Origin of the sequence: Hydrogenophaga crocea (assembly GCF_011388215.1) — a bacterium.
Classification (GTDB): Bacteria; Pseudomonadota; Gammaproteobacteria; order Burkholderiales; family Burkholderiaceae_C; genus Hydrogenophaga; species Hydrogenophaga crocea.
Map to the genome: position 1 here is coordinate 316,314 of NZ_CP049989.1, position 25,313 is coordinate 341,626.

The following is a 25,313-nucleotide window of genomic DNA, read 5'->3' on the forward strand; positions in this document are numbered from 1 at the left end:
TATGGATTTCGTCCTCATCGCCTTCCTGACGCTGCTCAATGGCGCTTTCGCCATGTCCGAGCTGGCGCTCGCCTCGAGCCGCCGCGCGCGCCTGGGGGCCATGGCCGAGGACGGCGACAAGGGCGCCGCCACCGCGCTGCAGCTGCTCGAACACCCCACGCAGTTCCTGTCGTCGGTGCAGGTGGGCATCACCTCGATCGGCATGCTCAACGGCATCGTGGGCGAGGCGGCTTTCAGCGACGACCTGGGCCGCTGGTTCCTGAGCCTGGGCCTGGATCCGCGCGTGGCCGGCGTGCTCGCCACGGCACTCGTGGTCACGGCCATCACCTTCATCACCATCGTGTTCGGCGAGCTGGTGCCCAAGCGCATCGGCCAGCTCTACCCCGAGACCGTGGCGCGCTGGGTGTCGCGCCCCATGGCCGCCGTGGCCCAGGGCGCCAAGCCTTTCGTGTGGCTGCTCACGCACACCACGCAGTGGGTGCTCAAGCTGCTGCGCGTGGACAACAGCGCGGCCCAGGTGGTCACCGAAGAAGAGATCAAGGCCAGCCTGGCCGAGGGCGTGGACGCCGGCATCATCGAGGCGCAGGAACACCGCATGGTGCGCAACGTGTTCGGGCTCGACGACCGACAGCTCAACTCCATCATGCTGCCCGCGTCCGAGATCGAATGGCTGGACGCGCGCGACAGCATCGACGAGGCCTTGCGCAAGGCCGGCGCGAGCGGGCATTCGTGGTACCCGGTGTGCCGCAACGGCCTCGAAGACGTGGTGGGCGTGATCCACGTGCCGCAGCTGCTCGCGCTGCAGCAGCGCGGCGAGCCCGGGACCGTGGGCGAGCATGTGCAGCCCGCGGTGTTCGTGCCCGAAACCCTCAGCGGCATGGAGCTGCTCGACCAGTTCCGCGCGCGCGCCACGCGGCTGGTGTTCGTGGTCGACGAGTACGGCGTGGTGCAGGGCCTGCTCACGCCGCGCGACATGCTCGAGGCCATCACGGGCGAGCTCTCGCCCGAGCAACCGGTCGACGCCTGGGCGCGGCCGCGCGAGGACGGCGCCTGGGAGATCGACGGCGCGATGCCGGTGGCCGAGCTCAAGTCGCGGCTCGACATCGACGGTTTCCCCGACGAGGACAAGGGCCGCTACGCCACCGTGGCCGGCCTCATGCACTCCATGGCGGGCACCCTGCTGCAGCGGGGTGAGTTCGTCGACGGTGCGGGCTGGCGCTTCGAGGTGGTCGCGCTCGACGGCCGCCGCATCGACCGCGTGCTCGTGACGCGCCTCGCGCCGCCGGCCGACGACGCGCCGCCGGCCGAGAGCGACGGCTGATCGCTCAGCCCAGGCCCCACCACGCGGGCAACAGCGCGCGCACCTCGGGGTCGGCAAAGCGGCGATCGAGCAGCAGCAGCGCGCCGCGGTCCTCGGGCGTGCGGATCAGCCGGCCCGCGGCCTGCACCACCTTGTGCAGACCCGGCACCAGGTAGGTGTCGCGCCAGCCCGAAGCGCCCTGGCGTTCGAGCCGCTCGCGCAGCGCCTCGGTGAGCGGCTCGGGCGGCGGCAGGCCCAGCGTGGCCACGCTCACGCCCACCAGCCGGTCACCGGGCAGGTCGATGCCTTCGGCGAACACGCCGCCCAGCACCGCGAAGCCCAGGCCCTGGCCGCCCGGCGCGAAACGCGCGAGAAAGGCCTCGCGCGCGCCTTCGTCCATGGCGCGCGACTGCGCCCACACCGGCACCTCGGGCGCGGCGGCCCGGAACGCGGCCAGCGCCTGTTCGAGGTAATCGAAGCTGCTGAAGAAGGCGAGGTGGTTGCCCGGCGTGGCGCGCACGTGCGCCACCAGCTCGTCCACCAGCCGCGGCAGCGTGCGCGCACGGTCGGCCCAGCGCGTGGACAGGCCGTGCGCGATGCGCAGGCGCAACTGCGCCGCGCTGAAGGGCGAAGGCACGTCGATGTGCGCCGTGTGCGCGTCCAGACCCAGCAGCCGCTGCGCGTGGTCCAGCGGGGCGAGCGTGGCCGAAAACAGCGTGGCCGCGTGGGCGCCGGCCCAGCGCGGCTGCAGCAGCTCGGCGGGCAGCAGGCAGCGCAGGGCCAGGCGCGGGCGCGGCCGGCCGCGGCGCGCGGGCGCACCGGCGCTGCGCTCGAACACCGAATGCGGCCCGAAGCGCTCGGCCACGCGCAGGAAGTGCAGCACGTCGAACAGCCAGGGCTGCAGCGGTAGGCCGGCCTCGGGGTGTTGCGCCATGAAGTCGCCGAGCGCGCTCAGGTGGCGCTGCAGCGTGCTCACGAAGCCGTCGGGCGGGTCGTCGTCGAGCTGCGTGCCGCCCGACCAGTCGCGCGCCAGCGCCCCCCAGGCGCGGTGCACGCTGTTCATGGACGCGGCGAGCGCGCGCGGCGCCTGTGCGCGGCAGGCCGCGAAGCGCAGCGGGTCGAGTTCGGCGCTGTGCATCTGGCGCGCGCGCTCGACCAGGTTGTGGGCTTCGTCGAGCAGCAGCTGCACGCGCCAGCCCTCGGCCTGGGCCATGGCCCAGGCCTGTGCGTTGAGGTCGAACCAGTGGTTCACGTCGCCCACCACCACGTCGCTCCAGCGCTGCATCTCCTGCGCGAGGTAGTAGGGGCAGATGCCGTGCGCCAGTGCCACGGCGCGCAGCGCCTCGCGGTCGAGCAGGCCGCGCTGCACCGCGGCCGCGCGCGCCGCGCCCAGGCGGTCGTAGAAGCCGCGCGCGAGCGGGCACGAGTCGCCGTGGCAGGCCTTGTCGGGGTGTTCGCAGGCCTTGTCGCGCGCGAGGCGTTCGAGCACACGCAGCGGCTGCGCGCGCAGGCGGCGCAGGCCGTCGAGCGCGACCGCGCGCGTGGTGCCCTTGGGCGTGAGCACCAGCAGCTGGTCGCTGTCGGCCAGCGGCATGGCGCGCAGCGCGCCGAACAGCGTGGCCGCGGTCTTGCCGATGCCCGTGGGTGCCTGGGCGAGCAGGTGGCGGCCCGCGCGCTGGGCGCGGAACACGGCCTCGGTGAGCGCACGCTGGCCGCTGCGGTAGCCGTCGAAAGGAAAGGGCAGTTGCGCGAGCGCGGCGTTGCGCGCGCGGCGGTGGGCCTGTTCCTGCAGCGCCCAGTCGCGGTAGCGCTCGCACAGCGCCTGCGTGTGGGCGGCGAGGGCCTCGCGCGTGTGGCGCTCCACCAGCACGGTCTCGCGGCCGCTGTCGATGTCGAAGTACACCAGCGCCACCTCGATCGCATCGAGCGCGTCGGCTTCGCAGAGCAGCCAGCCGTACACGCGGGCCTGCGCCCAGTGCAGCGCACGCTGGTTGTCGGCGATCAGCGCCGGGTCGCCGCGGTGGGTCTTGATTTCCTCGACGCGCGGCGTCTGCGGGTCGTAGCCGTCGGCGCGGCCCTGCAGCCACAGCCCTGCGCAGGCCGCGGCCAGCGTGCGCTCGCGCTGGTAGGGCGCGGCGCGGCGCGCTGTCACGGTCGCGTGGCCTTCCATGCCGGCGAGCGCGCTGGGCGCGGGCGTGAAGCGGTGGTCGAGGTCGCCCGTGCGGGCCGCGAACGCACACAGGCTGCGAACGCCCACGCGGGGCGGTTCGGGCGGGCGCGGTGCGGTGTCGGCGGTCACGGAGCGGGGCATCATACGGGCCCCATGGACGCCTTGCCCCTGACCCGGCGCCACCACCAGCGCCTGCGCGACATGCACCGCTCGGCTGGCTGGCCCTGCCACGATGCCATCGAGATCGACCTGCTGGCCGCGGGTTATCTCGAGCGCCGGTTCGGCCCGCAGGGCCACGAAACCCTGCGGGTGACCGACGCCGGCATCGCGCTGCTTGCGCGGGCGCAGCAGCGCAACCGCGCGCAGCGCGACGCGCACGAGCGTCTCGTGGCGCGCGTGGCGCAGGCGCAGGTGCGCGAGGGCCGGCTCGCCTGGTGCGGCCTGTCGCTGCGCGCGCCGCTGCCGCGCGACGATGGCGGCCAGGACTGGGCGCTCGCGAACCCCGACGTGTTCTCGATCCGCCGCAGCTCGCGCGCCGACTGGCTGGAGCCCGTGGTGCACGAGATCAAGGTGAGCCGCGCCGACCTGCGCGCCGATCTGCGCCAGCCCGCCAAGCGCGGGGCCTACCTCGGCATGGCGGGCGCCGTGTGGTACGTGCTGGGCCGCGACGCGCGCGGCCGCGCCATCGGCGGCGCCGACGACGTGCCCGCCGAATGCGGTGTGATGGCCGAGAGCGATGAAGGCCTGCGCGTGCTGCGCGAAGCGCCGCGGCGCCCGGTGCCGGCCTTGCCGCTGCACGTGTGGCTGGCCCTGGCCCAGGCCACGCCCACGCCGCCCGACGAGCCGGCCCAGGCCTGGCTGTGAGCCCGGGGCCGCACCCCCGGGCCTGACAAACGCGCCCCGCCGCGCGGCTCGTCCATGTGGCCGAGTGCGTGGGGATTCGTGCCTTCGCAGTATCGGCAGCGCCTGGCCCGCGGCCGACCATCTGGCCCCACCCGCCCGGGCACACCGGGTACCCGTATCAAGCAGGGGCCTTGCCATGAAGCGCATTCCTCTCCCCGCCTTGTTCGCGATCAAGCTGATCGTTCTGGCCTTGGTCTGGTCACTGGGCAGCGGCCACCGGGCCGATGCCTCCGCGCAGGCCGAGGTCGCGCGCCTGCAGGCCCACAACGCCGATGACAACGACCTCTTCGGCGGCGCGCTGGCGCTCTCGCGCGACGGCCGCGTGCTGGTGGTGGGCGCCGACCTCGAGGCCGGCCGCGGCGAAGACAGCGACGACAACAGCCTGCCCGGGGCGGGCGCGGTCTACGTGTTCGAGCGCGACAGCGAGAACCACTGGGTCGAAACCGCCTACCTCAAGGCCCCGGTGCCCACGGCCGGCGGTGCGTTCGGCTTCGCGGTGGCCCTCGCGGCCGACGGCCAGACCCTCGCGGTCGGCGCGCCCTTCGAGCCCAGCGACGGCATCGGCAGCGTGCACCTGTTCCACCGCATCGGCACGCAGTGGTCGCACGGCGAACGCCTGCGCGCCCCGCAAGGCGCGCAGCGTTTCGGCATCGGGCTCGAGCTGTCGGCCACCGGGTCCGAACTCGCCGTGGCCGCCACCGGGCCGCAGCGCAGCCTGCAGGCCCATGTGTTCGGCTGGCGCGCGGGGCGCTGGAGCGCCCAGGGTGTGCTCGAACACCCCGCGCGGGGCGACGCCTCGGCCAGCCCGCGCCTGGCGTTGTCGGGCCAGGGGCGCCGGCTGGCGCTGGCCAGCACCGGCGATGCGCGCGTGCAGGAGTTCGACGCCACCGCCACGGGCTGGTCGGCCGGCGCGGTGATCGACCGCCCGTTTGCGGGCCGCGACGAACCCGCCGCCTCCGTGCAGTCGGTGCTGCTGTCGAACGACGGCCGCACGCTGGCGGTGAGCGGCACCACGGGCTGCATCGGCGTGCACGTGGACGAAGCGGCGCAGGCCTGGCGCGCCCAGGCGCGGCTGCAGGCCGCCCCGGGTGGCGTGTCGCTGGGCCACGGCATGGCGCTGTCGGGCGACGGCCGGGCGCTGGTCGTGAACGCCGCCGACAACGTGCCGCACGTCTACCGTTTCCAGCGCCACGCCGGCGCCTGGTACCCCTTGCCCGGCGTCACCGAACCCGATGGCCGCGAGGGCCTGTTCGGTTCGTCGCTGGCCCTGTCCGCCGACGGCCGCTGGCTCGCGGTGGGCGCTCGCCTGGAGGCGGGCGAGGCCCGCTGGCCCTGGACACGGCCTGCGGGGCCGGGCGCGGGCTCGGTGCATGTCTACGCACCCGGTTGAACGAACGATGTTGAAGGAGAAGAGACCTTGAACCTTTGGCTGTTGGCCCCTTGTCTGGGGGCGGTGTTGTTGGCGGGTTGTGGGGGAGGCGGCACGGACAGCGCCAAGGCGCCTGCACCTGCGCCTGCACCCGCACCCGCGCCTGCGCCTGCGCCTGCGCCTGCGCCTGCGCCCGCGCCAGCGCCTGCACCGGCACCGGCACCGGCACCGGCACCGGCACCGGCACCATCGTGGGCGTTCTCCGCGGCGGGGCTGCCCGACCGGCAGCTGCGGTTTTCGTGGACCGGGGCCGACAACACGGTGCCTCACTCGATCATGTCTTTCCGCGAAGACGGCTTCGGGGGGACCCTGTGCGCAGCCCCACCCGGCCCGCTGTCGTGCGACTCGGTCCGCTTCCTCAGCCTGCCCGACGTGTTCGACCTCACCTACGTCGGCAAACAATCGCTGTGCCTGGGCAACTGCCCGCCCGACCCCACGCTGGCGGGTGCGGGGGGCCTGCCCGAAGCAGTCGGCGAGGTCACGGCCGCGGGCATGACCGACACCGCGCAGTTCGGCCAGACGCTGGCCATGGCCGAGAACCTGGTCATGGCGGGGTCGTCGTACAGCGTGCTGGCCGTGGGCGCGCCGGGCTGGGGCAGCGAACAGGGTGTGGTCAAGCTCTTTCGCCGACCGAGCGCGGGCGGCCGCTGGACCGAATACCAGACGCTGGGCGACAACCTGGGCCTGAAGGCCGGTGACGGCTTCGGCCGCAGCGTCTCGCTGTCGGCGGACGGCAAATGGCTGGCCGTGGGCGCCCCCGGCGACGACGAACAGAAGACGCCGGTGTTCGGCACCCAGTTCGCCACCGAGGTCGGCGGCGGCATCGATTCGGGGGCGGTCTACGTCTTCCAGTTCAACGCAGGCACGGCCGCGTGGGCGCCGCAGGGCAAGCTCAAGGCGGTCAATGCGCGCGCGCACATGGAATACGGCGGCGCGGTCGCCCTGAACGGCGACGGCCGCGTGCTCGCGGTGGGCGCGCCCTTCGAAGACGGCCTTGCGCGCGGGGTGTATGCGTTCGCCACCACGCCCGCGACCGACGCCACCTACGACGCATCCAGAGACCCGCTGGCCCAGGACACAGGCGCCGTGTACGTGAACACCCGCACCGGCACCTCGTGGTTTTTCGACAGTTTCATCAAGCCCACGCCGCAAGGGCCCGCGGCGTCCAACACCACGGCCACGGCGCAGGCCCGCTTCGGCCAGGGCCTGGCGCTGGACCCGGGCGGAACGGTGCTGGCCGTGGGTTCGCCCGGGGCCTCGTGGAACGGCAGCTTCGCGGGCGCGGTGCAGGTGTTTCGCCAGTCGTCGTCGACCTGGTCGTTCCAGCAGGACCTGGCCTTGCCGTCGTGGACGAGTTCCACCGCGCCCGGCCTGCGCTTCGGCTCGGCGCTGGCCCTGTCGGCCGACGCCGCGACGCTCGCGGTGGGCGATCCCGAATGGAACAGCCCCGATGGCACGCTGAAGGCGGGCGCCGCGCGCGTGTTCGCGGCCGACAGCGCCACGGGGGCGTGGGCGCTGCAGCAGACGCTGCAACTGCCCGCCGAGCAGCTGGGCGCGTTCACCCGCTTCGGCAGCAGCCTGGCCCTGGCCGAGCAACCGGCCACGCAGTACAAGCGGGCGTCGAGCGTGCTGATGGTGGGCGCGATCGAAGACGACAGCGGCATGGCCGGCCTGCAGCGCCCCGACGAACTCAAGAGCGACCGCTCGAGCGTGGTGAAGGAGTCGGGCGCGGCCTACCGCTTCCGGCGCCTGCCGGCCCAGACCAACTGGGCGCTGCAGTCCCGCCTGAAAGCCCCGGTGCCGCGGGTCAACGCCTTCTTCGGCACCTCGGTGCTGATGGACTCGCAGGGGTTCGACACGCTGATCGGCACCCGCGGGGCCAGCGCCGCGGTCTACGAGTACTGAGCGCCCGGCCGCGCCGCGCGCAGCAGGCGCAGGCCGTTGAACACCACGAGCAGGCTCGCGCCCATGTCGGCGAACACCGCCATCCACATGCTCGCGCCATCGGCCAGCGCGAGCACCAGGAACACCGCCTTGATGCCCAGGGCCAGCGCGATGTTCTGCCACAGCACCGCGTGCGTGCGGCGCGAAAGGCGGATGGTCTCGGGCAGCTTGCGCAGGTCGTCGTTCATGATGAGCACGTCGGCCGCCTCCATCGCGGTGTCGCTGCCCGCGCCGCCCATGCCGAAGCCGATGGTGGCGGCGCTGAGCGCGGGGCCGTCGTTGATGCCGTCGCCCACCATGCCCACCGGGCCTTCGGCGCGCAGGGCCTCGATGGCCGCGAGCTTGTCGTGCGGCAGCAGCGGCGCGCGCACCTCGGTGATGCCCACCTGCTGCGCGATGTGCCGGGCCGTGGCCGCGTTGTCGCCCGTGAGCATCACGGTCTTCACGCCCAGGGCCTGCAGCGCGGCCACGGCTTCGCGGCTCGTGGCCTTGGCGGTGTCGGCCACGGCGAACAGCGCGAGCACGCCCGAAGGGCCGGCCAGCAGCGTGACGGTGCGGCCCTGTTGCTCGTGTTCGCGCATCTGCGCCTCGAGTGCGGGCGAGCACTGGTGGCGCTCCTCGATCCAGCGGTGGTTGCCGAGCACGAACGCGCCGCCGTCCACCTGCCCGGACACGCCGCGGCCCGCCTCGGCGGCGAAGCCGATCACCGGCAACGCGGGCAGCGCCAGCCCCGTGGCGATGGCCTGCGACACCGGGTGGTCCGAGCGCGCCGCCAGGCTGGCGGCAATGCGCAGCACGGCATCGGCCGAGGGCGTGGCGGTGAGCACCGCCTGCGCCACCAGGCGTGGCCGGCCTTCGGTGAGCGTGCCGGTCTTGTCCAGCGCCACGGCCTTCAGGCGGCGCGCTTGCTCCAGGTACACACCGCCCTTGATGAGGATGCCGCGGCGCGCCCCGGCCGCCAGGCCGCTGACCACGGTGACGGGCGTGGAGATCACCAGCGCGCAAGGGCAGGCGATGACCAGCAGCACCAGCGCCTTGTAAACGGCGTCCGCCCAAGTCCAGCCCAACAGCAGCGGCGCACCCAGCGCCACCGCGAGCGCAAGCACGAACACCGCGGGCGTGTAGACGGCCGCAAAGCGGTCGACGAAGCGCTGCATGGGCGCGCGCTGGCCCTGGGCCTGCTCGATCGCGTGGATGGTGCGCGCGAGCACGGTGTCGGCCGCGGGGCGCGTGACCTCGAACACCAGTTCGCCGTGCTGGTTGATGGTGCCCGCAAACACCTCGTCGCCCGGGCCTTTGTCCACCGGCAGGCTTTCGCCGGTCACGGGTGATTGGTCGGCCGCGCTCTGGCCCTCGCGCACGCGGCCATCGAGCGCGAAGCGCTCGCCGGGCTTCACGCGCACGCGCGCGCCCACGGGCACCGCCTTCGCGTCGCGCAAGGCCCAGGCGCCATCGGCCTGCTGCACCTCGGCCTGCGGCGGCGAGAGCGCGAGCAGCCCCGCAATGGCGTTGCGTGCGCGCTCGACCGAGCGCGCCTCGATCAGCTCGGCCAGCGCGTACAGCGCCATGACCATCGCGGCCTCGGGCCATTGCCCGATCAGGAAGGCGCCGGTCACGGCCACCGTCATGAGCGCGTTGATGTTGAGCTGGCCCTGGCGCAGCGCCGCGGCGCCCTTGCGGAACACGCCGGTGCCCGCGAGCGCGATCGCCAGCGCCGCCGCGCCCATGCCCGCGAGCCGCCAGGGCCCGGTGTCGGGGCCGAAGAAGTGCATGAGCTCGGACAGCAGCGCCACCGCCAGCGCCGCGACCAGGCGGCCGATCTCGTGGCGTTGCGTGCGCGCGGTGGCCTCGGCGCTGGGCGGCGCGGTCAGCGTTTCGGTGCGCAGGCCGATGGCCTCGATGGCTTCGACGGCGCGCGGCCAGAGCGCGGGCGGCGCTTCGATGCCCAGGGTGCGCGCGGGCAGGTCGAAGCGCAGGCGGCCGATGCCGGCCAGGTCTTCGAGCACGCGGCGCACCTGGGCCTCTTCGGTCGGACAGTCCATGGCGGGGATGCGCAGCAGCAGTTCGCCCGGCGCGGCCGCGCGCGCGGCGGTGGGCGCCGCGGTCGCGCCACAGGCCGGCCCGCTGCAGCAGGCAGCGGGGGTGTGGCCATGATCGTGATCGTGGTGGGCAGGCTGGATGGGGTGCGGGTCGTTCATGAAGGCGTTCCAGGGGTTGCGGGTATTGCAATCCCTGAAGCAGCTACAGGGTCAAGCCCCTACACTGCGGGCCGTCATTGCCCGGAGCCGCCCATGAAGATCGGTGACCTTGCCAAGGCCTCGTCCACCCCCGTCGAGACCATCCGCTACTACGAGCGCCAGGGGCTGATGCCCATGCCCGCGCGCAGCGAGGGCAACTTCCGCGTCTACGAGGCGTCGCACCTCGAGCGGTTGCAGTTCATCCGCCATTGCCGCGGGCTGGACATGTCGCTCGACGAGGTGCGCGAGCTGCTGCGCTTTCGCGATGCGCCCGAGAGCGATTGCGGCGACGTGAACGCGCTGCTCGACGCGCACATCGGCCACGTGAGCACGCGCATCCGCGAGCTGCGCGCGCTCGAGCGCCAGCTCAAGGAACTGCGCCAGCGCTGCACCGACGCGCGATCGGCCGACCGCTGCGGCATCCTGCACGGCCTGTCGGCCGCGGCGCAAGAAAAAACGCCCGTGGGCACCAAGGCCCACGGGCATCTTCGTTCGGTTCACGCGCACTGAGCCGCGCGGCGCGCGCGTCAGGCCAGCATGTCGGCCCAGATGTTGTTCGCCCAGCCCAGGGCGTAGGCGCCCTCGAGCTCGCTGGCCGCGCTCGACAGACCGCCCGAGCCCGGCACCGTGACCATGGTCTTCTGGGCCGCGTCGTAGCGGTGCACGCTGGCCACGTGCACCACCTCTTTGGCGGTGACGAAGCTGTAGCAGGTGTTCGCGTACAGCGGCTGCTGCGGCGGCTCCTTGCCCTGCAGCAGCGACACCACCGCGGCCGCACAGGTCTTGCCGTGCTGGTTCGCCATGTGGCCCGACTTGGGCATGGCCGGCGCGATCTGGATCGCGTCGCCGAGCACGTGGATGTTCTTCGCGGCCTTCGATTCGAAGGTCAGGAAGTCGACCTCGCACCAGCGCGCGTTGGCCGTGGCCAGGCCGCTCTTGACCGCGATGGCACCGGCGCGCATGTCGGGCAGCACGTTGGCCACGCCGGCCTTGAAGTCGTCGTTGAACTCGAACTTCAGGGTGTTGGTGGCGGCGTCCACGTCGACCAGCTTGTGCTTGGGGCGGTACTCGATCAGGCCCTTGTAGTGATCGCTCCAGGCCTTGAGGAACAGGCCCTTCTTCGAGGTGATGTCGTCGTTGGCGTCGAAGATGACCACCTTGCTTTTCGGCTTGGCGACCTTGAAGTAGCTGGCCACCATGCAGGCCCGCTCGTAAGGGCCGGGGGGGCAGCGGTAGGGCGCGAGCGGGATGGCCAGCGCGTAGGTGCCGCCGTCGGGCAGGGCCTTGAGCTGCTCGTGCAGCGCCGCGGTCTGCGGGCCGGCCTTCCAGGCATGCAGCACCTTGTCCTGCGCGCCCGCCTTGTTCATGCCGGGCAGGGTGTTCCACATGAAGTCGATGCCGGGCGACAGGATCAGGCGGTCGTAGGGCAGGGTGGCGCCGCTGGCGAGCTTCACCGTGCGCTTCTCGGCGTCGATGCTCTCGACCATGTCGCGCACCACCTTCACGCCGTGGCGCCTGGCCAGGTTGTCGTAAGGCACGGTGATGTCGGCCAGGGTCTTGTGGCCGCCCACCACCAGGTTGCTGAGCGGGCAGGACACGAAGTTGGCATTGGGCTCGACCAGGGTCACGTCGATGCCGTTGTCGGAGAACAGGCGAACGTACTTGGCCGCGGTGGCGCCACCGTAGCCACCGCCCACCACCACCACCTGGGGCCGCTTGCCCCCGATCGAGGCGCAGCCCGTGAGCAGGCCCAGGCCCGCGACCGCGGAGCCCGCGCCCAGCGTCTGTACGAATTGACGGCGTTGCATGCTGGGGCTCCTCACTTTTTCTGGGCCGCGAAGTAGGCGGCGATCTGGGCGAGCTGCTCGTCGGAATACCCCTTGGAGAGCTGGTGCATGATGGTCGCGGGCCGCTGGCCGTTCTTGAAGGCCAGCAACTGCTGCTGCAGTTCGTTCTTGTCGCGGCCGGCGAGACCGATCATGCCGGGTTCGGCACGGCCGTTGGTGCCGTGGCAGTTGGCGCAGGCGGCGGCCCAGACCTTGACCTGATCGACCTGGGCTTGCGCGCTGAACGCGCTCGCCAGCAGCGCCGCGGCGGCCAGCCATCTCCTCGTGTTTCGCATGGTTGTCTCCGATTGCGGGGTGGGGGAAGGTGCATCCAAAACTGTAGCAGCGCCGGGCGCCGTGCCCGCCGGCCTCCGCATTGGAAAACGGAAGTGCGGTCGCCGGGTGAAGGGTTTTTACCAATCCGAATATCAGCACATAACGATAGATTTGCGCACTCGGATCCAAGCATCACAGGGAACACGACCGTGTCGAACGTTTTCGATCACACCATCGGCCGGGTGCGGCCCGCGCCGGAGAACCACCTCGGCGCCGAACAGATGGAGCAGGCGCGCAAGGCGCGGCGCAGCTTCATGGGCAAGGCGCTGGCCATGGGCGCGGGCGCGATCGCGGCCGGCCAGGCCACGCGGGCCCGCGCGGCCGAAGGCGACCCGGCCATTCTCGAACTGCCCGAGCACACGCGCGGCCTGGGCCGGCCCGTGGCCGAGCGGCCCTACGGCCTGCCGAGCCAGTGGGAAGCCAACCTGCAACGCCGCGAGAGCCCGGGCCTCACGCGCGTACCGCAGGCCTCGGTGAGCTTCACGCCGCTGCAGGGCCTGTTCGGCATCATCACGCCCAGCGGGCTGCACTTCGAGCGCCACCACCAGGGCTGGTGGGACATCGACCCGAGCAAGCACCGCCTGATGGTGCACGGCCTGGTCAAGCGCTCGCGCGTGTTCACCATGGACGAGCTGATGCGCCTGCCCAGTGTCTCGCGCATCCACTTCATCGAATGCGGCGCGAACTCGGCGCCCGAGTGGGGCAACGTGGCCCTGCCCACGGTGCAGTACACGCACGGCATGGTGAGCTGCTCGGAGTTCACCGGCGTGCTGCTGTCCACGCTGCTCGACATGTGCGGCATCGACCGCAAGACCGCGAAGTTCGTGCTCGCCGAGGGCGCGGACGGCTCCTCGATGACGCGCACCATAGCCATCGAACGCGCCCTGGACGACTGCATCGTGGCCTGGGGCATGAACGGCGAGATGCTGCGCCCCGAGAACGGCTACCCGCTGCGCCTTGTGGTGCCGGGCGTGCAGGGCGTGAGCTGGGTGAAGTACCTGCGCCGCATCGAGGTGGGCGACCAGAAATGGGCCACCAAGGACGAGGCCGTGCACTACATCGACCTCATGCCCGACGGCACCCACCGCCAGTACACCGGCATCCAGGAGTGCAAGAGCGTGATCACCACGCCCTCGGGCGGGCAGATGCTGCTCGACAAGGGCTTCTACAACGTGAGCGGCCTGGCGTGGTCGGGCCGCGGCCGCATCCAGCGCGTCGACGTGAGCGTCGACGGCGGGCGCAACTGGCGCACCGCGCGGCTCGAAGGCCCGGTGCTCGACAAGGCGCTGGCGCGCTTCAACATCGACTGGGTCTGGGACGGCAAGCCCGCGATCCTGCAAAGCCGGGCCATCGACAGCACGGGCTACGTGCAACCCAAGATCAACCAGCTGCGCGCGGTGCGCGGCACGCGCTCGATCTACCACCAGAACGCCATCCAGTCGTGGCGCGTGGCCGAGAGCGGCGAAGTGTTCAACGTTCAGGTGTATTGAGGTCCGCCCCATGACGCGCAGATTCATCTTCGCCGCCCTGGTGCTCGCGGCCGGCGGCGCCTTCGCGCAGAGCAAGCCCTGGGACCACATCGGCCGCGAGGCCACGCCGGCCGAGATCAAGGCCTGGGACATCGACGTGCGGCCCGACTTCAAGGGCCTGCCCAAGGGCTCGGGCAGCGTGGCGCTGGGCGAGAAGGTGTGGGAGGCGCAGTGCGCCTCGTGCCACGGCAGCTTCGGCGAGTCCAACGAGGTGTTCACGCCCATCGTGGGCGGCACCACGAAGGCCGACATCGAGACCGGCCGCGTGAAGAACCTGGTGCTGGGCAGCAACTTCCCGCAGCGCACCACGCTCATGAAGGTGGCCACGGTTTCCACGCTGTGGGACTACATCAACCGCGCCATGCCCTGGAACGCGCCCAAGACGCTCAAGACCGACGAGGTGTACGGCGTGCTCGCGTACATCCTGAACATGGGCGACATCGTGCCGGCCGACTTCACGCTGTCCGACCAGAACATCGCCGAGGTGCAAAAGCGCATGCCCAACCGCAACGGCATGGCCTTCCACGAGCCCTTGTGGAAAGCCGATGGCAAGGGCGATGTGAAGAACGTGGCCTGCATGAAGGACTGCCCGACCGAGGCCCAGGTGCGCTCCTCGCTGCCCGACTTCGCGCGCGACGCGCACGGCAACATCCTCGAGCAGAACCGGGTGGTGGGCCCGGTGCGCGGCGCCGACACCACGAAGCCGCCCGTGAAGGCGCCGCTGGGCAGCGCGCCGCGCCCCGCGGCCGTGGTGGCCGCCGCCGCGCCGCTCCCCGCCGCGGGCGGTGTCGACGTGAAGGCGCTGCTCGCGGCCAATGGCTGCACCGCCTGCCACGGCGTGAGCAACAAGATCGTGGGCCCGGGCTTCACCGAGATCCTGGCCCGCCACAAGGGCCGCGCCGACCTCGAGAGCTACCTCACGCAGAAGATCCGCAACGGCGGCAGCGGCGTGTTCGGCGCCGTGCCCATGCCGCCCCAGCCCCAGCTCAAGGAAGGCGATGCCCAGGCCATCGCGCGCTGGATCGCCGCCGGCCCGCGTTGAACGCCTCCGCGTTTTCCCCCTGCTGCCTTACCCGAGGAGACATTAGTCTATGAGCATGAAGTTGGCCTTGCGCGCCCTGGCGTCATGGGCCGCCCCGCCGGTGCGCCTGCGCCGCCGTCCGTAAACTCACCACCCTTTCCCGCATCCGCTTCGCAGAGGAGTTCCCCATGAACCACACCCGCCGAGACGCGCTCAAGACCACCGGTGCCCTTGCCACCCTCGTGAGCATGGGCATCGTCACCCAGAGCCAGGCGCACGCCGCGCTCGAGCGTTCCGCCTTCGAAGGCAAGAGCCTGGCCGATGCCCTCAAGGCCGTCGGTGGCACCCCCGCCAACAGCGACCAGGTCAGCGTGGTCGCGCCCGACATTGCCGAGAACGGTGCCGTGGTGCCCATCGGTGCGGCCAGCAAGCTGCCCAACACCACCGAGATCTTCCTGATCGTCGAGAAGAACCCCATGCCGCTCGCGGCCGCGTTCACCATCCCCGCCGGCACCGCGCCCGAGGTCTCCACGCGCCTCAAGATGGGCCAGAGCTCCAACGTGATCGCGGTGGTCAAGGCCGACGGCAAGCTCTACTCGGCGACCAAGGAAACCAAGGTCACCCTGGGCGGCTGCGGCGGCTGAGCGGCCACCGTCCCCCCACGAACCCACGAACACAGGAGTCCCACATGGCTGATCCGATGCGCATCCGCGCCGCCGTTGCCGACGGCGAAACCACCGTTCGCGTGCTCATGTCGCACGTCATGGAACCCGGCACCCGCCGCGACGCGGCCGGCAACCTCATCCCTGGTCACTTCATCACCAACGTCGACGCCACCCACAACGGCAAGACCGTGCTGTCCGCCCAGTTCACCGGCGCCGTGGCGCAGAACCCGTTCCTGTCCTTCAAGTTCAAGGGCGGCGCCAAGGGCGACAAGGTGGTCGTGAAGTGGAGCGACAACAAGGGCGACTCGCGCACCGACGAAGCGACCATCGCCTGATTTCCGCCGCCCGCGCGCGGCCTGACAACAAGAGGAGACTCCCATGAAGCACCCCGTTCTTCGGGTGGCGCTGCTGGCGGCCGGCGTGCTGGCCGCCGGCGCCGCGCAGGCGCAAGCATCCACCGCGGAAGGCATCGCCAAGTACCGCGAGATGCTGCAAGACGGCAACCCCGCCGAGCTGTTCGAGATGAAGGGCGAGGAACTCTGGAAACAGAAGCGCGGGCCGAAGAACGTGTCGCTCGAACAGTGCGACCTGGGCAAGGGCCCGGGGGTGATCAAGGGCGCCTTCGTCGAACTGCCGCGCTTCTTCAAGGACACGAACCGCATCGAGGACCTCGAAGGCCGGCTCATCACCTGCATGGAAACGCTGCAGGGCTTCAAGGGCGAAGACATCCGCAAGACCGCCTTCGGCCGCGGCGAGATGGCCAACGTGACCGCGCTGGCCACCTACGTGGCCACGGCCTCCAAGGGCATGAAGTTCAACCTGCCGCAATCGCATCTGCAGGAAAAGCTCATGTACGAAACCGGCAAGCGTCTGTTCTTCACGCGCGGCGGCACGCACGATTTCTCGTGCGCCTCGTGCCACGGCAGCGACGACAAGCGCATCCGCCTGCAGGACCTGCCCAACCTCACCAAGAACCCGGGTGACGGCATCGGCTTCGCGGCCTGGCCCGCGTACCGCGTGTCGAACTCGCAGATGTGGGGCATGCAGCTGCGCCTGAACGACTGCTTCCGCCAGATGCGCTGGCCCGAGCCCAAGTTCGGCAGCGACGCCACGCTCGCACTGAGCACCTACATGGGCGTCAACGCCAAGGGCGCCGAGTCCATCGTGCCCGCCATCAAGCGCTGACCGGAGGCCCGCCATGAAACGCCATCACACCCTCGCCGCCCTCGCGCTGCCCGTGCTGCTCGCCGCCTGCTCGATGGGGCCTTCGCCCGCCGACATCGACAAGGCCACGGCCGACATCCTCAAGAGCTCCTTCCAGGCCCGCGGCATCGCCACGCTCGACCGCCTCGACCAGGACCAGGCCAACGCGGCCTGCGTGCAGGCCGACATCAGCGGCAAGCCGCTCGACGAGAAGCTCGCCAAGGCCGTCGAAGAGGCCAACATGAAGACCATCCGGTGGCCTTCCGACGGCAAGTTCCTCGGCGACTGGAAGCAGGGCGAGGCCATCGCCCAGAGCGGCCGCGGCCTCACCTGGACCGATGCCGCCAACCAGCCCAACGGGGGCAACTGCTACAACTGCCACCAGATCAGCAAGGAAGAGATCTCGTTCGGCACGCTGGGCCCGAGCCTCTACAACTACGGCAAGCTGCGTGGCGTCACCGACCCGGCCAGCGCCGCGTCCAAGCCCATCGTGGAATACACCTGGGGCAAGCTGTACAACGCGCGCGCCTACAACGCGTGCTCGCAAATGCCGCGCGCCGGCCACAAGGGCATCCTCACCGAGCAGCAGCTCAAGCACGTGATGGCGCTGCTGCTCGACCCGAACTCGCCCGTGAACAAATGAGCCTCGGACGCCGCGACTTCCTGCAGATGCTGGCTGCCGCCAGCGCCGCCGGCATGGCGCTCGAGCACCGCGACGCGCTCGCGGCCGCACCCGCGGCCGCCGAGCGCTTCTACGACGTGCCGCGCTACGGCAACGTGAGCTTCCTGCACTTCACCGATTGCCACGCGCAGCTCACGCCGGTGCACTTTCGCGAACCCAGCGTGAACCTGGGCGTGGCCGAGGCCGTGGGCAAGGCGCCGCACCTGGTGGGCGAGGCCCTGCTCAAGCACTTCAACATCCGCCCCGGCACGCGCGAGGCCCACGCCTTCAGCTACCTCGACTTCGCCCAGGCCGCGCGCACCTACGGCAAGGTGGGCGGCTTCGCGCACCTGGCCACGCTGGTGAAGCAGTTGCGCGCGCAACGGCCGCACGCCTGGCTGCTCGACGGCGGCGACACCTGGCAGGGCTCGGCCACCGCGCTCTGGACCAACGCCCAGGACATGGTCGACGCCTGCAAGAAGCTGGGCGTGGACATCATGACCCCGCACTGGGAGTTCACCTTCGGTGCCCGGCGCGTGCAGGAGATCGTCGAGAAGGACTTCAAGGGCCGCATCGAATTCCTGGCGCACAACGTCAAGACCACCGACTTCGAAGACCTGGTCTTCAAACCCTACACGCTGCGCGACATGAACGGGGTGCCGGTGGCCGTGATCGGCCAGGCCTTTCCGTACACGCCCATCGCCAACCCGCGCTACATGGTGCCCGACTGGACCTTCGGCATCCAGGAGGACCACCTGCAGAAGATGGTCGACGAGGTGCGTGGCAAGGGCGCGCAGGTGGTGGTGCTGCTCTCGCACAACGGCATGGACGTGGACCTCAAGCTCGCCTCGCGCGTGCGCGGCATCGACGCCATCCTGGGCGGCCACACGCACGACGGTATGCCCCAGCCCACGGTGGTGAAGAACGCCGGCGGCCAGACCCTGGTGACCAACGCCGGCTCCAACACCAAGTTCCTCGGCGTGCTCGACTTCGACGTGCGCGGGGGCCAGGTGCAGGGCTACCGCTACAAGCTGCTGCCCATCTTCGCCAACCTGCTCAAGGCCGACGTCGACATGCAGGCCCACATCGACGCCGTGCGCGCGCCCTACAAGGACAAGCTTGGCGAGAAGCTCGCGGTCACGCAGGACACGCTGTACCGCCGCGGCAACTTCAACGGCTCGTGGGACCAGCTCATCTGCGACGCGCTGATCGAGGTCAAGGGCGCCGACCTGTCGTTCTCGCCGGGCGTGCGCTGGGGCACCTCGCTGCTGCCGGGCGACACGATCACGATGGAACACCTGATGGACCAGACCGCCATCACCTACCCGTCGACCACGCTCAACACCTTCACCGGCGCGCAGATCAAGGAAATCCTCGAAGACGTGGCCGACAACATCTTCAACCCCGACCCCTACTACCAGCAGGGCGGCGACATGGTGCGCGTGGGCGGCATGCAGTACACCATCGCGCCCAACGAGCGCATGGGCAGCCGCATCCAGAACATGACGCTCAAGGGCCGGCCCGTGGAAGCGGACAAGACCTACAAGGTGGCCGGCTGGGCCTCGGTGCAGGAAGGCGTGAAGGGCGAGCCCGTGTGGGACGTGGTGGCCACGCACCTGCGCAGCCGCAAGGTGATCAAGGGCGTGAAGGTCAATGCACCGCGCATCGTGGGCATGGCGGGCAACCCGGGCATCGCGGCATGAAAAAAGCCACTGCCCTCGCGGGCAGTGGCTGTCAAAAACCTTGGAGAGAGAAGCGGGGGCCGCGGCTGCGGCCCCCGGGTCACGATCAGAAGTCGTGACGCACGCCCACGGCGTACAGCTTGCGGTCGGCGATCTTGGTGCCGGCGGCGTTTTCGGCCTTGCCGTTCAGGAAGGCGGCGTACACGCGGGTGCGCTTGGACAGGCTGTAGGTGGCGCCGGCCGAGAAGCCCGACGACTTGGCGGAGGTCACGCCGGCCAGTTCGGACTTGTTCGTGGCGTAGCCCACCGAGAAGTCCCAGGCGTCCACGGGCATGTTGGCGCCGATGGTGTAGCCGGTGGATTCCAGCGTGCCCTGCTCGGCCTTGTTGTAGCCGCCCGAGACGCGGAACATGCCGAAGTTGTAGGCGCCGGCGATGGTGGTGTACTCGCGCTTGGACGCGGCCACTTCGTTGTCCTGCTCCTGGTAGCCGATACCGGCGTCCAGGCCACCGGCGCGGTAGCGCACGTTGAGGGCGGTCACGTCACGCTTGACGGGGGCGGCCTGCTCGTCGAAGCCGTAGCTCACACCGGCGGTGAAGCCGCCGAACGAGGGCGACTCGTAGCGGATCTGGTTGCTGGCGCGCGACGAGTAGTCGGCCACGTGGGCGACGGCCACGCCACCGACGCTGTTCACGTAGGCGACCTTGGTGGGCGAGAACTCGGAGTCCCACAGGTTGCTGCTCACGCTGATGTCGCGGATGTCGTCGAACGAGGTGTCGTGACGGCCGAGCTTGATGGTGCCGAAGCCCGCCTGCAGGCCCACGATGGACATGCGGTTGAAGCTGAAGCCGGCGGCGGTGCCGTCGTCGACCTTGAGTTCGCCTTCGAGCTGGAAGATGGCTTTCATGCCGCCGCCGAGGTCTTCGGTGCCGCGGAAGCCCAGGCGGCTGGTGCTCAGCAGGCCGCTTTCGAGTTGCGAGACGCTCTTGGCCACGCCCGGGGCGCCGGCCTTGTTGGAGCCGACGGACGCGTCGAGACGGCCGTAGATGGTGACGCTGGATTGCGCCAGGGCGGCGCCGCTGAGGGTGGCCAGGGCGGCCAGAGCGATCAGGCTCTTTTTCATGGAATGTGCTCCGTAGGGGTCGTCGGTCCCCTCTGTGGGGGTCCGTGCCTCCCGCACCGTGCGGGACGACGGGCGTATTCCAGCGGCCGAAAATAACCGTCCGATTACATTTCTCCGGGTTAACCCCATTTACAACGATGCACCGATGCGGTGTGGGGGCATTCCGCCACGTGTCACAAAGTTGTGCACCAACGCACCAGCGTGGTGTGCCGGCAATCCCGTCCGGCGTCCGGGCCCGCTGATAATGACCCGTCGGATCAACCCGAAGCCCGCTGCACACCGCGCAAACGGTCTTCACCAGCCCTCCCTCATCCATGCAAAAGTTCGTCAAATTCGCCTTGGGCGGCGTCGCCATGTCGGGCTTGTGGGGGTGCGCAACGCCGGCCTCCGAAGCCAATCTCGGCAACCCGGCGCCATTGGCGCAATCGGTGCTCGACGGAAAGGTCCGGCCCAATGAGTACCTGAGCATTGGCCAGCAAGCGACCACCCTGCCTTTGTGCGTGTTGATCGTCTATGACACGCCCATGGCGGTGGCGGCCACCGACTGGTTGCTGGGCAACGGCGCGGACGTCAACCTCGATTGCCGAAACGACCCGTCCAGTGGAAAGCCATTGAACATGGTGGCGCGTGCCATGGGATATGCCATGGCCGAACGGAATTCACCCAAGGTCGCTTTTCTGCAGGGCCGTGCGGACCAGCTGATCCAGCGGGGGGGCAAGACGGCCGAAGGGGAATCGAGCAGGCAGTCGGTGCTGGCCATTGCCGAACATTGGGGAAAGGTCTCCAGTGAGCAGAAGGCCTACAGCGAGCAATGGCTGCGGGAAGAGCGGCAAAAGAACGCGCAAATGCTCAAGGACCTGGGCGCTGTCGCGGTCGGGGTCACCGGTGCCTACATCGCCGCCCGGCAAGCGGGATCGCTGGAGTCCCCGTCCGCTGCTCGCTCGGCGGGGGCATCGGCCGGGCCGGCAATGACCGGCAACCCGGCCACGGTCGCCGCTGCGAAAACCCAGCCCTCTACCAGCTCGTCCGACCCAGCCTCCAGGCCATCTGCCGACCAAAGCACACCCGCTCGCAAAACCTATCCGTTTCAAGACACCAAGGCTTACGCATCCGAAGGCATTGGCCATGAGAGCCGGCAACAGGCGCTTCAATCCTTGCATGAACAGCGCCAGCAATTGGAAGGCGTGTTCATGGGCCATGCCCCCGAATGGCGGGTGGTCCGGCAGGAGGAGCCGGTCTGCACGCAGCACGGCAGCCGTTTGGGCAGCAGTTCAAAGGACCATTGGCGCTGCACGATGAAGGTGACTTACGCGGGGCAGTCCTGGCTGGATCAAAACAATGCCGGCCGATCGAATGGAACGGGAGCCACGCGTTGAGCCATTGACCAGGGAATCCGCGCCACGGCGCACGCCCCGGGCCTACCGCCCAACAAAAAGCCCGCCAGGGTATCCATGGCGGGCTTTTCTTTTGACTTGGTGCCGGAGAGAGGAGTCGAACCCCCGACCTTCTCATTACGAATGAGCTGCTCTACCAACTGAGCTACACCGGCGAAGCTCGGCATTATAGCCAGCCCCGCAGGGGTGTCAGCCCTCGCGGTGGTAGGCGGTGATGCGGTCGACCTCGTTCTTGCTGCCCAGGATCACGCTCACGCGCTCGTGCAGCTTGGTCGGGTTGACGTCGAGGATGCGCTCGCGGCCATTGGTGGCGGCGCCGCCGGCCTGCTCGACCAGCCAGGCCATGGGGTTGGCCTCGTACATCAGGCGCAGCTTGCCCGGCTTCTCGGGCTCGCGCTTGTCCCAGGGGTACATGAACACGCCGCCGCGCGTGAGGATGCGGTGCACGTCGGCCACCATGCTGGCGATCCAGCGCATGTTGAAGTCTTTGCCGCGCGGGCCTTCCTTGCCCTGCAGGCATTCGTCGATGTAGCGCTTCACCGGCGTGTCCCAGTGGCGCATGTTGCTCATGTTGATCGCGAATTCCTTGGTGTCGGCGGGGATCTTCACGTCTTCCTGCGTGAGCACGAACGAGCCCTGCTCGCGGTCGAGCGTGAACATGGCCACGCCGTCGCCCACGGTGAGCACCAGCGTGGTCTGCGGGCCGTACACGCAATAGCCCGCGGCCACCTGCTTGCTGCCGGGCTGCAGGAAGTCGGCCTCGCTCACGCCGGCGCCGCTGCCTTCGGGCTTCTTGAGCACGCTGAAGATGGTGCCGATGCTCACGTTGACGTCGATGTTCGACGATCCGTCGAGCGGGTCGAACAGCAGCAGGTACTCGCCCTGCGGGTAGCGGTTGGGCACCAGGTAGATGCTGTCCATCTCCTCGCTGGCCATGGCCGCGAGGTGGCCGCCCCACTCGTTGGCCTCGATCAGCACCTCGTTGGCGATGATGTCGAGTTTCTTCTGCACCTCGCCCTGCACGTTCTCGCTGTCGGCCGAGCCGAGCACGCCGCCGAGCGCGCCCTTGTTGACCGCGTGGCTGATGCTCTTGCACGAGCGCGCGACGACTTCGATCAGCAGCCGCAGCTGCGAGGGGATGTGGCCGTCGACGCGTTGTTTCTCGACGAGGTAGCGGGTGAGGGAGATGCGTTGGCTCATGGCGCTGGGGGTGGGGTTCAGTCTTCCGAGAGGGCGCGGGTCACGACCTCGCGCACGTCGTTGCTCAGCTCGGCCTGGGCGGCCACGCGCGCGATGGCTTCGCGCGCGGCGCTGCGGTAGGGCTCGGCGAGCTTCTTCCAGCGGTCGAGCGCGCGCGCCAGGCGCGCGGCCACCTGCGGGTTGAAGCGGTCGATCTCGAGCACGCGGTCGCTCCAGAACACGTAGCCCGCCGCGTCGGCGCGGTGGAAGGCGCCCGGGTTGGCGTTGCAGTAGCTGAAGATCACGCTGCGCGCGCGGTTGGGGTTGCGCAGCTGGAAGTCGGGGTGGGCCATGAGCTGGCGCACCGCGGGCAGGATGTTGCCGCCGCGGTCGGGCGCACCGGCCTGCAGCGCGAACCACTTGTCGAGCACCAGGGCCTCGTCGCGGAACATGGCGTGAAAGCGCGGCAGCGCCTCGCGGGCCAGCGCGTGGCCGCTCACCACCAGGGCCGACAGCGCGTTGAAGCGGTCGGTCATGTTGCCGGCGTCCTTGAAGCGCTGGTAGGCCTTGCCCGGCCACACGGCGTCGCCGCTCTGGCGCGCGTCCAGGCACAGCATGGTCAGGGCCATGCCGGCCAGGGCGCGGCGGCCCGCGCTCAGCGGGTCGGGGCGGTAGGCGCCGTTGTCCCTGTGCTGCTCGTAGGCCCAGGCCCAGTCGGCGTGCAGGGCCTGCGCGAGCTGCTCGCGCATGGCTTCGCGCACCGCGTGCACGCGCTGCGGGTCGACCACCTCGAGCTGCTCCGAGATGTAGGTTTCGCTGGGCAGCGTGAGCGTGAGCTCCTTGAAGGCGGCGTCGAGCGTGTCGTGGCGCAGCACGGCGCGCATGGCGTCGATGAAGGCCGCGTCGAGCGGCTGCGCCACCGGGCCATCGGCGCGCACCGCGGCGAGCGCGCGGCGCAGCGCCAGGCGCTGGCCGGCTTCCCAGCGGTTGAAGGGATCGCTGTCGTGCGCGAGCAGGGTGAGCAGTTGGGCATCGCTGTCGGCGTACTCGAGCACCACGGGCGCCGAGAAGCCGCGCAGCAGCGAGGGCACGGGTTCGCTGTCGATGTCGTCGAAGACAACGGTGGCGCTCGCGTCGGCGAGCACCACCAGGCGTTGTGATTCGGGCAGCGGCAGTTCGCGGCCCTGTGCATCGAGCAGGCCCAGCGCCACCGGGATCAGGAAGGGCTGCTTCACGGCCTGGCCCGGCGTGGGCGCGCAGTGCTGGCTCAGCGTGAGCGTGTAGCGGCGGGCCTCGGCGTCGTAGCGGCCTTCGGCGCGCACGCGCGGCGTGCCGGCCTGGCTGTACCAGCGCTTGAACACCTCGAGCTGGCGCGCCAGCGCGCTGTCGGGGTTGGCGTCGGCGATGGCCTGGGCGAAGTCGTCGCAGGTCACGGCCTGGCCGTCGTGGCGCTCGAAGTAGAGCTTCATGCCGCGCGCAAAGCCCTCGCGGCCCACCAGGGTCTGCATCATGCGCACGACCTCGGCGCCTTTTTCGTAGACCGTGACGGTGTAGAAGTTGTTGATCTCGACGTAGCTGTCGGGGCGCACCGGGTGCGCCATGGGGCCCGCGTCTTCGGGGAACTGCGCGGTGCGCAGCACGCGCACGTCTTCGATGCGCTTGACCGCGCGCGCCGAGGGCTCGGCGCACAGGTCCATGCTGAACTCCTGGTCGCGAAAGACGGTGAGGCCTTCTTTCAGCGAGAGCTGGAACCAGTCGCGGCAGGTCACGCGGTTGCCGGTCCAGTTGTGGAAGTACTCGTGGCCCACCACCGATTCGATGTTGGCGAAGTCGGTGTCGGTGGCGGTGGCGCTGTTGGCCAGAACGTACTTCGTGTTGAAGATGTTCAGGCCCTTGTTCTCCATCGCGCCCATGTTGAAGTCGCTGGTGGCGACGATCATGAAGCGCTCGAGGTCGAGCGGCAGGCCGAAGCGGGCCTCGTCCCAGGCCACGCTGGCGATCAGCGACTGCATGGCGTGTTCGGTCTTGTCCATGTCGCCGCGGCGCACGAAGACCTGCAGCAGGTGTTCCTTGCCGCTGCGCGAGACGATGCGCTGCTCGCGCGCCACCAGGTTGCCCGCGACCAGCGCGAACAGGTAGCTGGGCTTGCGGTGCGGGTCGACCCACTTCGCGAAGTGGCGGCCATCGGGGAGGGGGCCTTCCTCCTCCAGGTTGCCGTTGGACAGCAGCACCGGGTAGCGCGCCTTGTCGGCGCGCAGCGTCACGGTGTAGCTGGCCATCACGTCGGGCCGGTCGAGGAAGTAGGTGATGCGGCGAAAGCCCTCGGCCTCGCACTGCGTGAAGAAGGTGCCCTGGCTCACGTAGAGCCCCATGAGCTGGCTGTTCTTCTCGGGCGCGCAGGTGGTGAAGATCTCGAGCGTGAAGGGCTCGTTGCCCTCGGGCAGGTTGTCCAGCACGAGCTGGCCCGCGTCCATCTTGAACGAGCAGCCCGCGCCATTGACCAGCACGCGCGCCAGGTTCAGCTCTTCGCCGTCCAGGCGCAGCGGCTGCGCGGCCACGGCGGCGTTGCGGCGCAGCGTCATGCGGTTGAGCACGCGCGTCTTGGCCGGGTCGAGGTCGAAGGTGAGTTCGACCGTGTCGATCCAGTAGGCGGGTGGTGCGTAGTCTTCACGGCGCACCACGGTGGTGGGCCCTTCACGCAGAGAACTCAT

General features: G+C 70.1%; 20 protein-coding genes and 1 tRNA gene. 13 read left to right on the forward strand and 8 right to left on the reverse strand.

Features of this window, described 5'->3' with window-relative positions; all coding sequences use genetic code 11:
- Position 1 precedes the first annotated feature (1 nt).
- A complete protein-coding gene (locus G9Q37_RS01465; protein WP_166223507.1) occupies positions 2-1,321 on the forward strand; it encodes a hemolysin family protein in 1,320 nt (439 codons plus the stop codon).
- A 4-nt stretch (positions 1,322-1,325) separates the two neighbouring features.
- Here the strand turns inward: G9Q37_RS01465 and G9Q37_RS01470 are convergent, their stop codons facing one another.
- Complete coding sequence (locus G9Q37_RS01470) at positions 1,326-3,614, reverse strand: ATP-dependent DNA helicase (RefSeq protein ID WP_420810303.1); 2,289 nt, start codon at positions 3,612-3,614, stop codon at positions 1,326-1,328.
- Positions 3,615-3,623: 9 nt separating this feature from the next.
- Here G9Q37_RS01470 and G9Q37_RS01475 point away from each other — a divergent pair, with 9 nt between their 5' ends.
- The 3 genes from G9Q37_RS01475 to G9Q37_RS01485 all read left to right on the forward strand — a co-directional run bounded on the left by G9Q37_RS01475 (position 3,624) and on the right by G9Q37_RS01485 (position 7,707).
- Positions 3,624-4,334: a hypothetical protein gene (locus G9Q37_RS01475; RefSeq protein ID WP_240936478.1), complete on the forward strand. Its 711-nt coding sequence runs from the start codon at positions 3,624-3,626 to the stop codon at positions 4,332-4,334.
- Positions 4,335-4,509: 175 nt separating this feature from the next.
- On the forward strand, positions 4,510-5,763 hold the full coding sequence (locus tag G9Q37_RS01480) for a WD40 repeat domain-containing protein (protein ID WP_166223510.1): 1,254 nt from the start codon (positions 4,510-4,512) through the stop codon (positions 5,761-5,763).
- 315 nt (positions 5,764-6,078) lie between these two features.
- The gene (locus tag G9Q37_RS01485) at positions 6,079-7,707 is read left to right on the forward strand and encodes an FG-GAP repeat protein (protein ID WP_240936604.1); all 1,629 of its coding nucleotides are present in this window, start codon (positions 6,079-6,081) and stop codon (positions 7,705-7,707) included.
- Here the strand turns inward: G9Q37_RS01485 and G9Q37_RS01490 are convergent.
- Entirely contained in the window at positions 7,695-9,944 is a 2,250-nt protein-coding gene (locus G9Q37_RS01490) for a heavy metal translocating P-type ATPase (RefSeq protein WP_166223515.1), read from the reverse strand. The genes G9Q37_RS01485 and G9Q37_RS01490 overlap by 13 nt on opposite strands.
- Before the next feature lie 93 nt (positions 9,945-10,037).
- Here G9Q37_RS01490 and cadR point away from each other — a divergent pair, with 93 nt between their 5' ends.
- Positions 10,038-10,493, forward strand: coding sequence for a Cd(II)/Pb(II)-responsive transcriptional regulator (gene cadR / locus G9Q37_RS01495; RefSeq protein WP_166223518.1), 456 nt, complete (start codon positions 10,038-10,040; stop codon positions 10,491-10,493).
- 17 nt (positions 10,494-10,510) lie between these two features.
- On the opposite strand, the gene G9Q37_RS01500 is transcribed toward cadR, so the two are convergent.
- Positions 10,511-11,791, reverse strand: coding sequence for an NAD(P)/FAD-dependent oxidoreductase (locus tag G9Q37_RS01500; protein WP_166223521.1), 1,281 nt, complete (start codon positions 11,789-11,791; stop codon positions 10,511-10,513).
- Between the two features lie 11 nt (positions 11,792-11,802).
- The gene (locus G9Q37_RS01505; protein WP_166223524.1) at positions 11,803-12,105 is read right to left on the reverse strand and encodes a c-type cytochrome; all 303 of its coding nucleotides are present in this window, start codon (positions 12,103-12,105) and stop codon (positions 11,803-11,805) included.
- Positions 12,106-12,366: 261 nt separating this feature from the next.
- On the opposite strand from G9Q37_RS01505, the gene soxC reads away from it, so the two are divergent.
- The 7 genes from soxC to soxB all read left to right on the forward strand — a co-directional run bounded on the left by soxC (position 12,367) and on the right by soxB (position 18,927).
- On the forward strand, positions 12,367-13,635 hold the full coding sequence (gene soxC / locus G9Q37_RS01510; RefSeq protein WP_420810316.1) for a sulfite dehydrogenase: 1,269 nt from the start codon (positions 12,367-12,369) through the stop codon (positions 13,633-13,635).
- A gap of 10 nt (positions 13,636-13,645) precedes the next feature.
- Complete coding sequence (locus G9Q37_RS01515) at positions 13,646-14,716, forward strand: c-type cytochrome (RefSeq protein WP_166223530.1); 1,071 nt, start codon at positions 13,646-13,648, stop codon at positions 14,714-14,716.
- Positions 14,717-14,883: 167 nt separating this feature from the next.
- Positions 14,884-15,339, forward strand: coding sequence for a thiosulfate oxidation carrier protein SoxY (gene soxY, locus G9Q37_RS01520; RefSeq protein ID WP_166223533.1), 456 nt, complete (start codon positions 14,884-14,886; stop codon positions 15,337-15,339).
- A gap of 44 nt (positions 15,340-15,383) precedes the next feature.
- The gene (gene soxZ, locus G9Q37_RS01525) at positions 15,384-15,695 is read left to right on the forward strand and encodes a thiosulfate oxidation carrier complex protein SoxZ (RefSeq protein WP_166223536.1); all 312 of its coding nucleotides are present in this window, start codon (positions 15,384-15,386) and stop codon (positions 15,693-15,695) included.
- Positions 15,696-15,738: 43 nt separating this feature from the next.
- Positions 15,739-16,545, forward strand: a complete 807-nt coding sequence (soxA, locus tag G9Q37_RS01530; protein ID WP_166223539.1) for a sulfur oxidation c-type cytochrome SoxA — start codon at positions 15,739-15,741, stop codon at positions 16,543-16,545.
- Positions 16,546-16,558: 13 nt separating this feature from the next.
- On the forward strand, positions 16,559-17,206 hold the full coding sequence (soxX, locus tag G9Q37_RS01535) for a sulfur oxidation c-type cytochrome SoxX (protein WP_166223542.1): 648 nt from the start codon (positions 16,559-16,561) through the stop codon (positions 17,204-17,206).
- Positions 17,203-18,927 carry a thiosulfohydrolase SoxB gene (gene soxB, locus G9Q37_RS01540; RefSeq protein ID WP_166223544.1) on the forward strand — a complete coding sequence of 575 codons (1,725 nt, stop codon included), beginning with the start codon at positions 17,203-17,205 and terminating at the stop codon, positions 18,925-18,927. The genes soxX and soxB overlap by 4 nt, the downstream gene beginning before the upstream one ends.
- A gap of 85 nt (positions 18,928-19,012) precedes the next feature.
- On the opposite strand, the gene G9Q37_RS01545 is transcribed toward soxB, so the two are convergent.
- Complete coding sequence (locus tag G9Q37_RS01545; RefSeq protein WP_166223547.1) at positions 19,013-20,029, reverse strand: porin; 1,017 nt, start codon at positions 20,027-20,029, stop codon at positions 19,013-19,015.
- A gap of 314 nt (positions 20,030-20,343) precedes the next feature.
- On the opposite strand from G9Q37_RS01545, the gene G9Q37_RS01550 reads away from it, so the two are divergent.
- Positions 20,344-21,405: a hypothetical protein gene (locus G9Q37_RS01550; protein WP_166223550.1), complete on the forward strand. Its 1,062-nt coding sequence runs from the start codon at positions 20,344-20,346 to the stop codon at positions 21,403-21,405.
- 97 nt (positions 21,406-21,502) lie between these two features.
- On the opposite strand, the gene G9Q37_RS01555 is transcribed toward G9Q37_RS01550, so the two are convergent.
- The 3 genes from G9Q37_RS01555 to pepN form a co-directional block, all read right to left on the reverse strand.
- Positions 21,503-21,578: transfer RNA gene (locus G9Q37_RS01555), tRNA-Thr, on the reverse strand.
- 34 nt (positions 21,579-21,612) lie between these two features.
- Positions 21,613-22,623, reverse strand: coding sequence for a class 1 fructose-bisphosphatase (locus G9Q37_RS01560; RefSeq protein WP_166223553.1), 1,011 nt, complete (start codon positions 22,621-22,623; stop codon positions 21,613-21,615).
- 17 nt (positions 22,624-22,640) lie between these two features.
- Positions 22,641-25,313, reverse strand: coding sequence for an aminopeptidase N (gene pepN, locus G9Q37_RS01565; protein WP_166223556.1), 2,673 nt, complete (start codon positions 25,311-25,313; stop codon positions 22,641-22,643).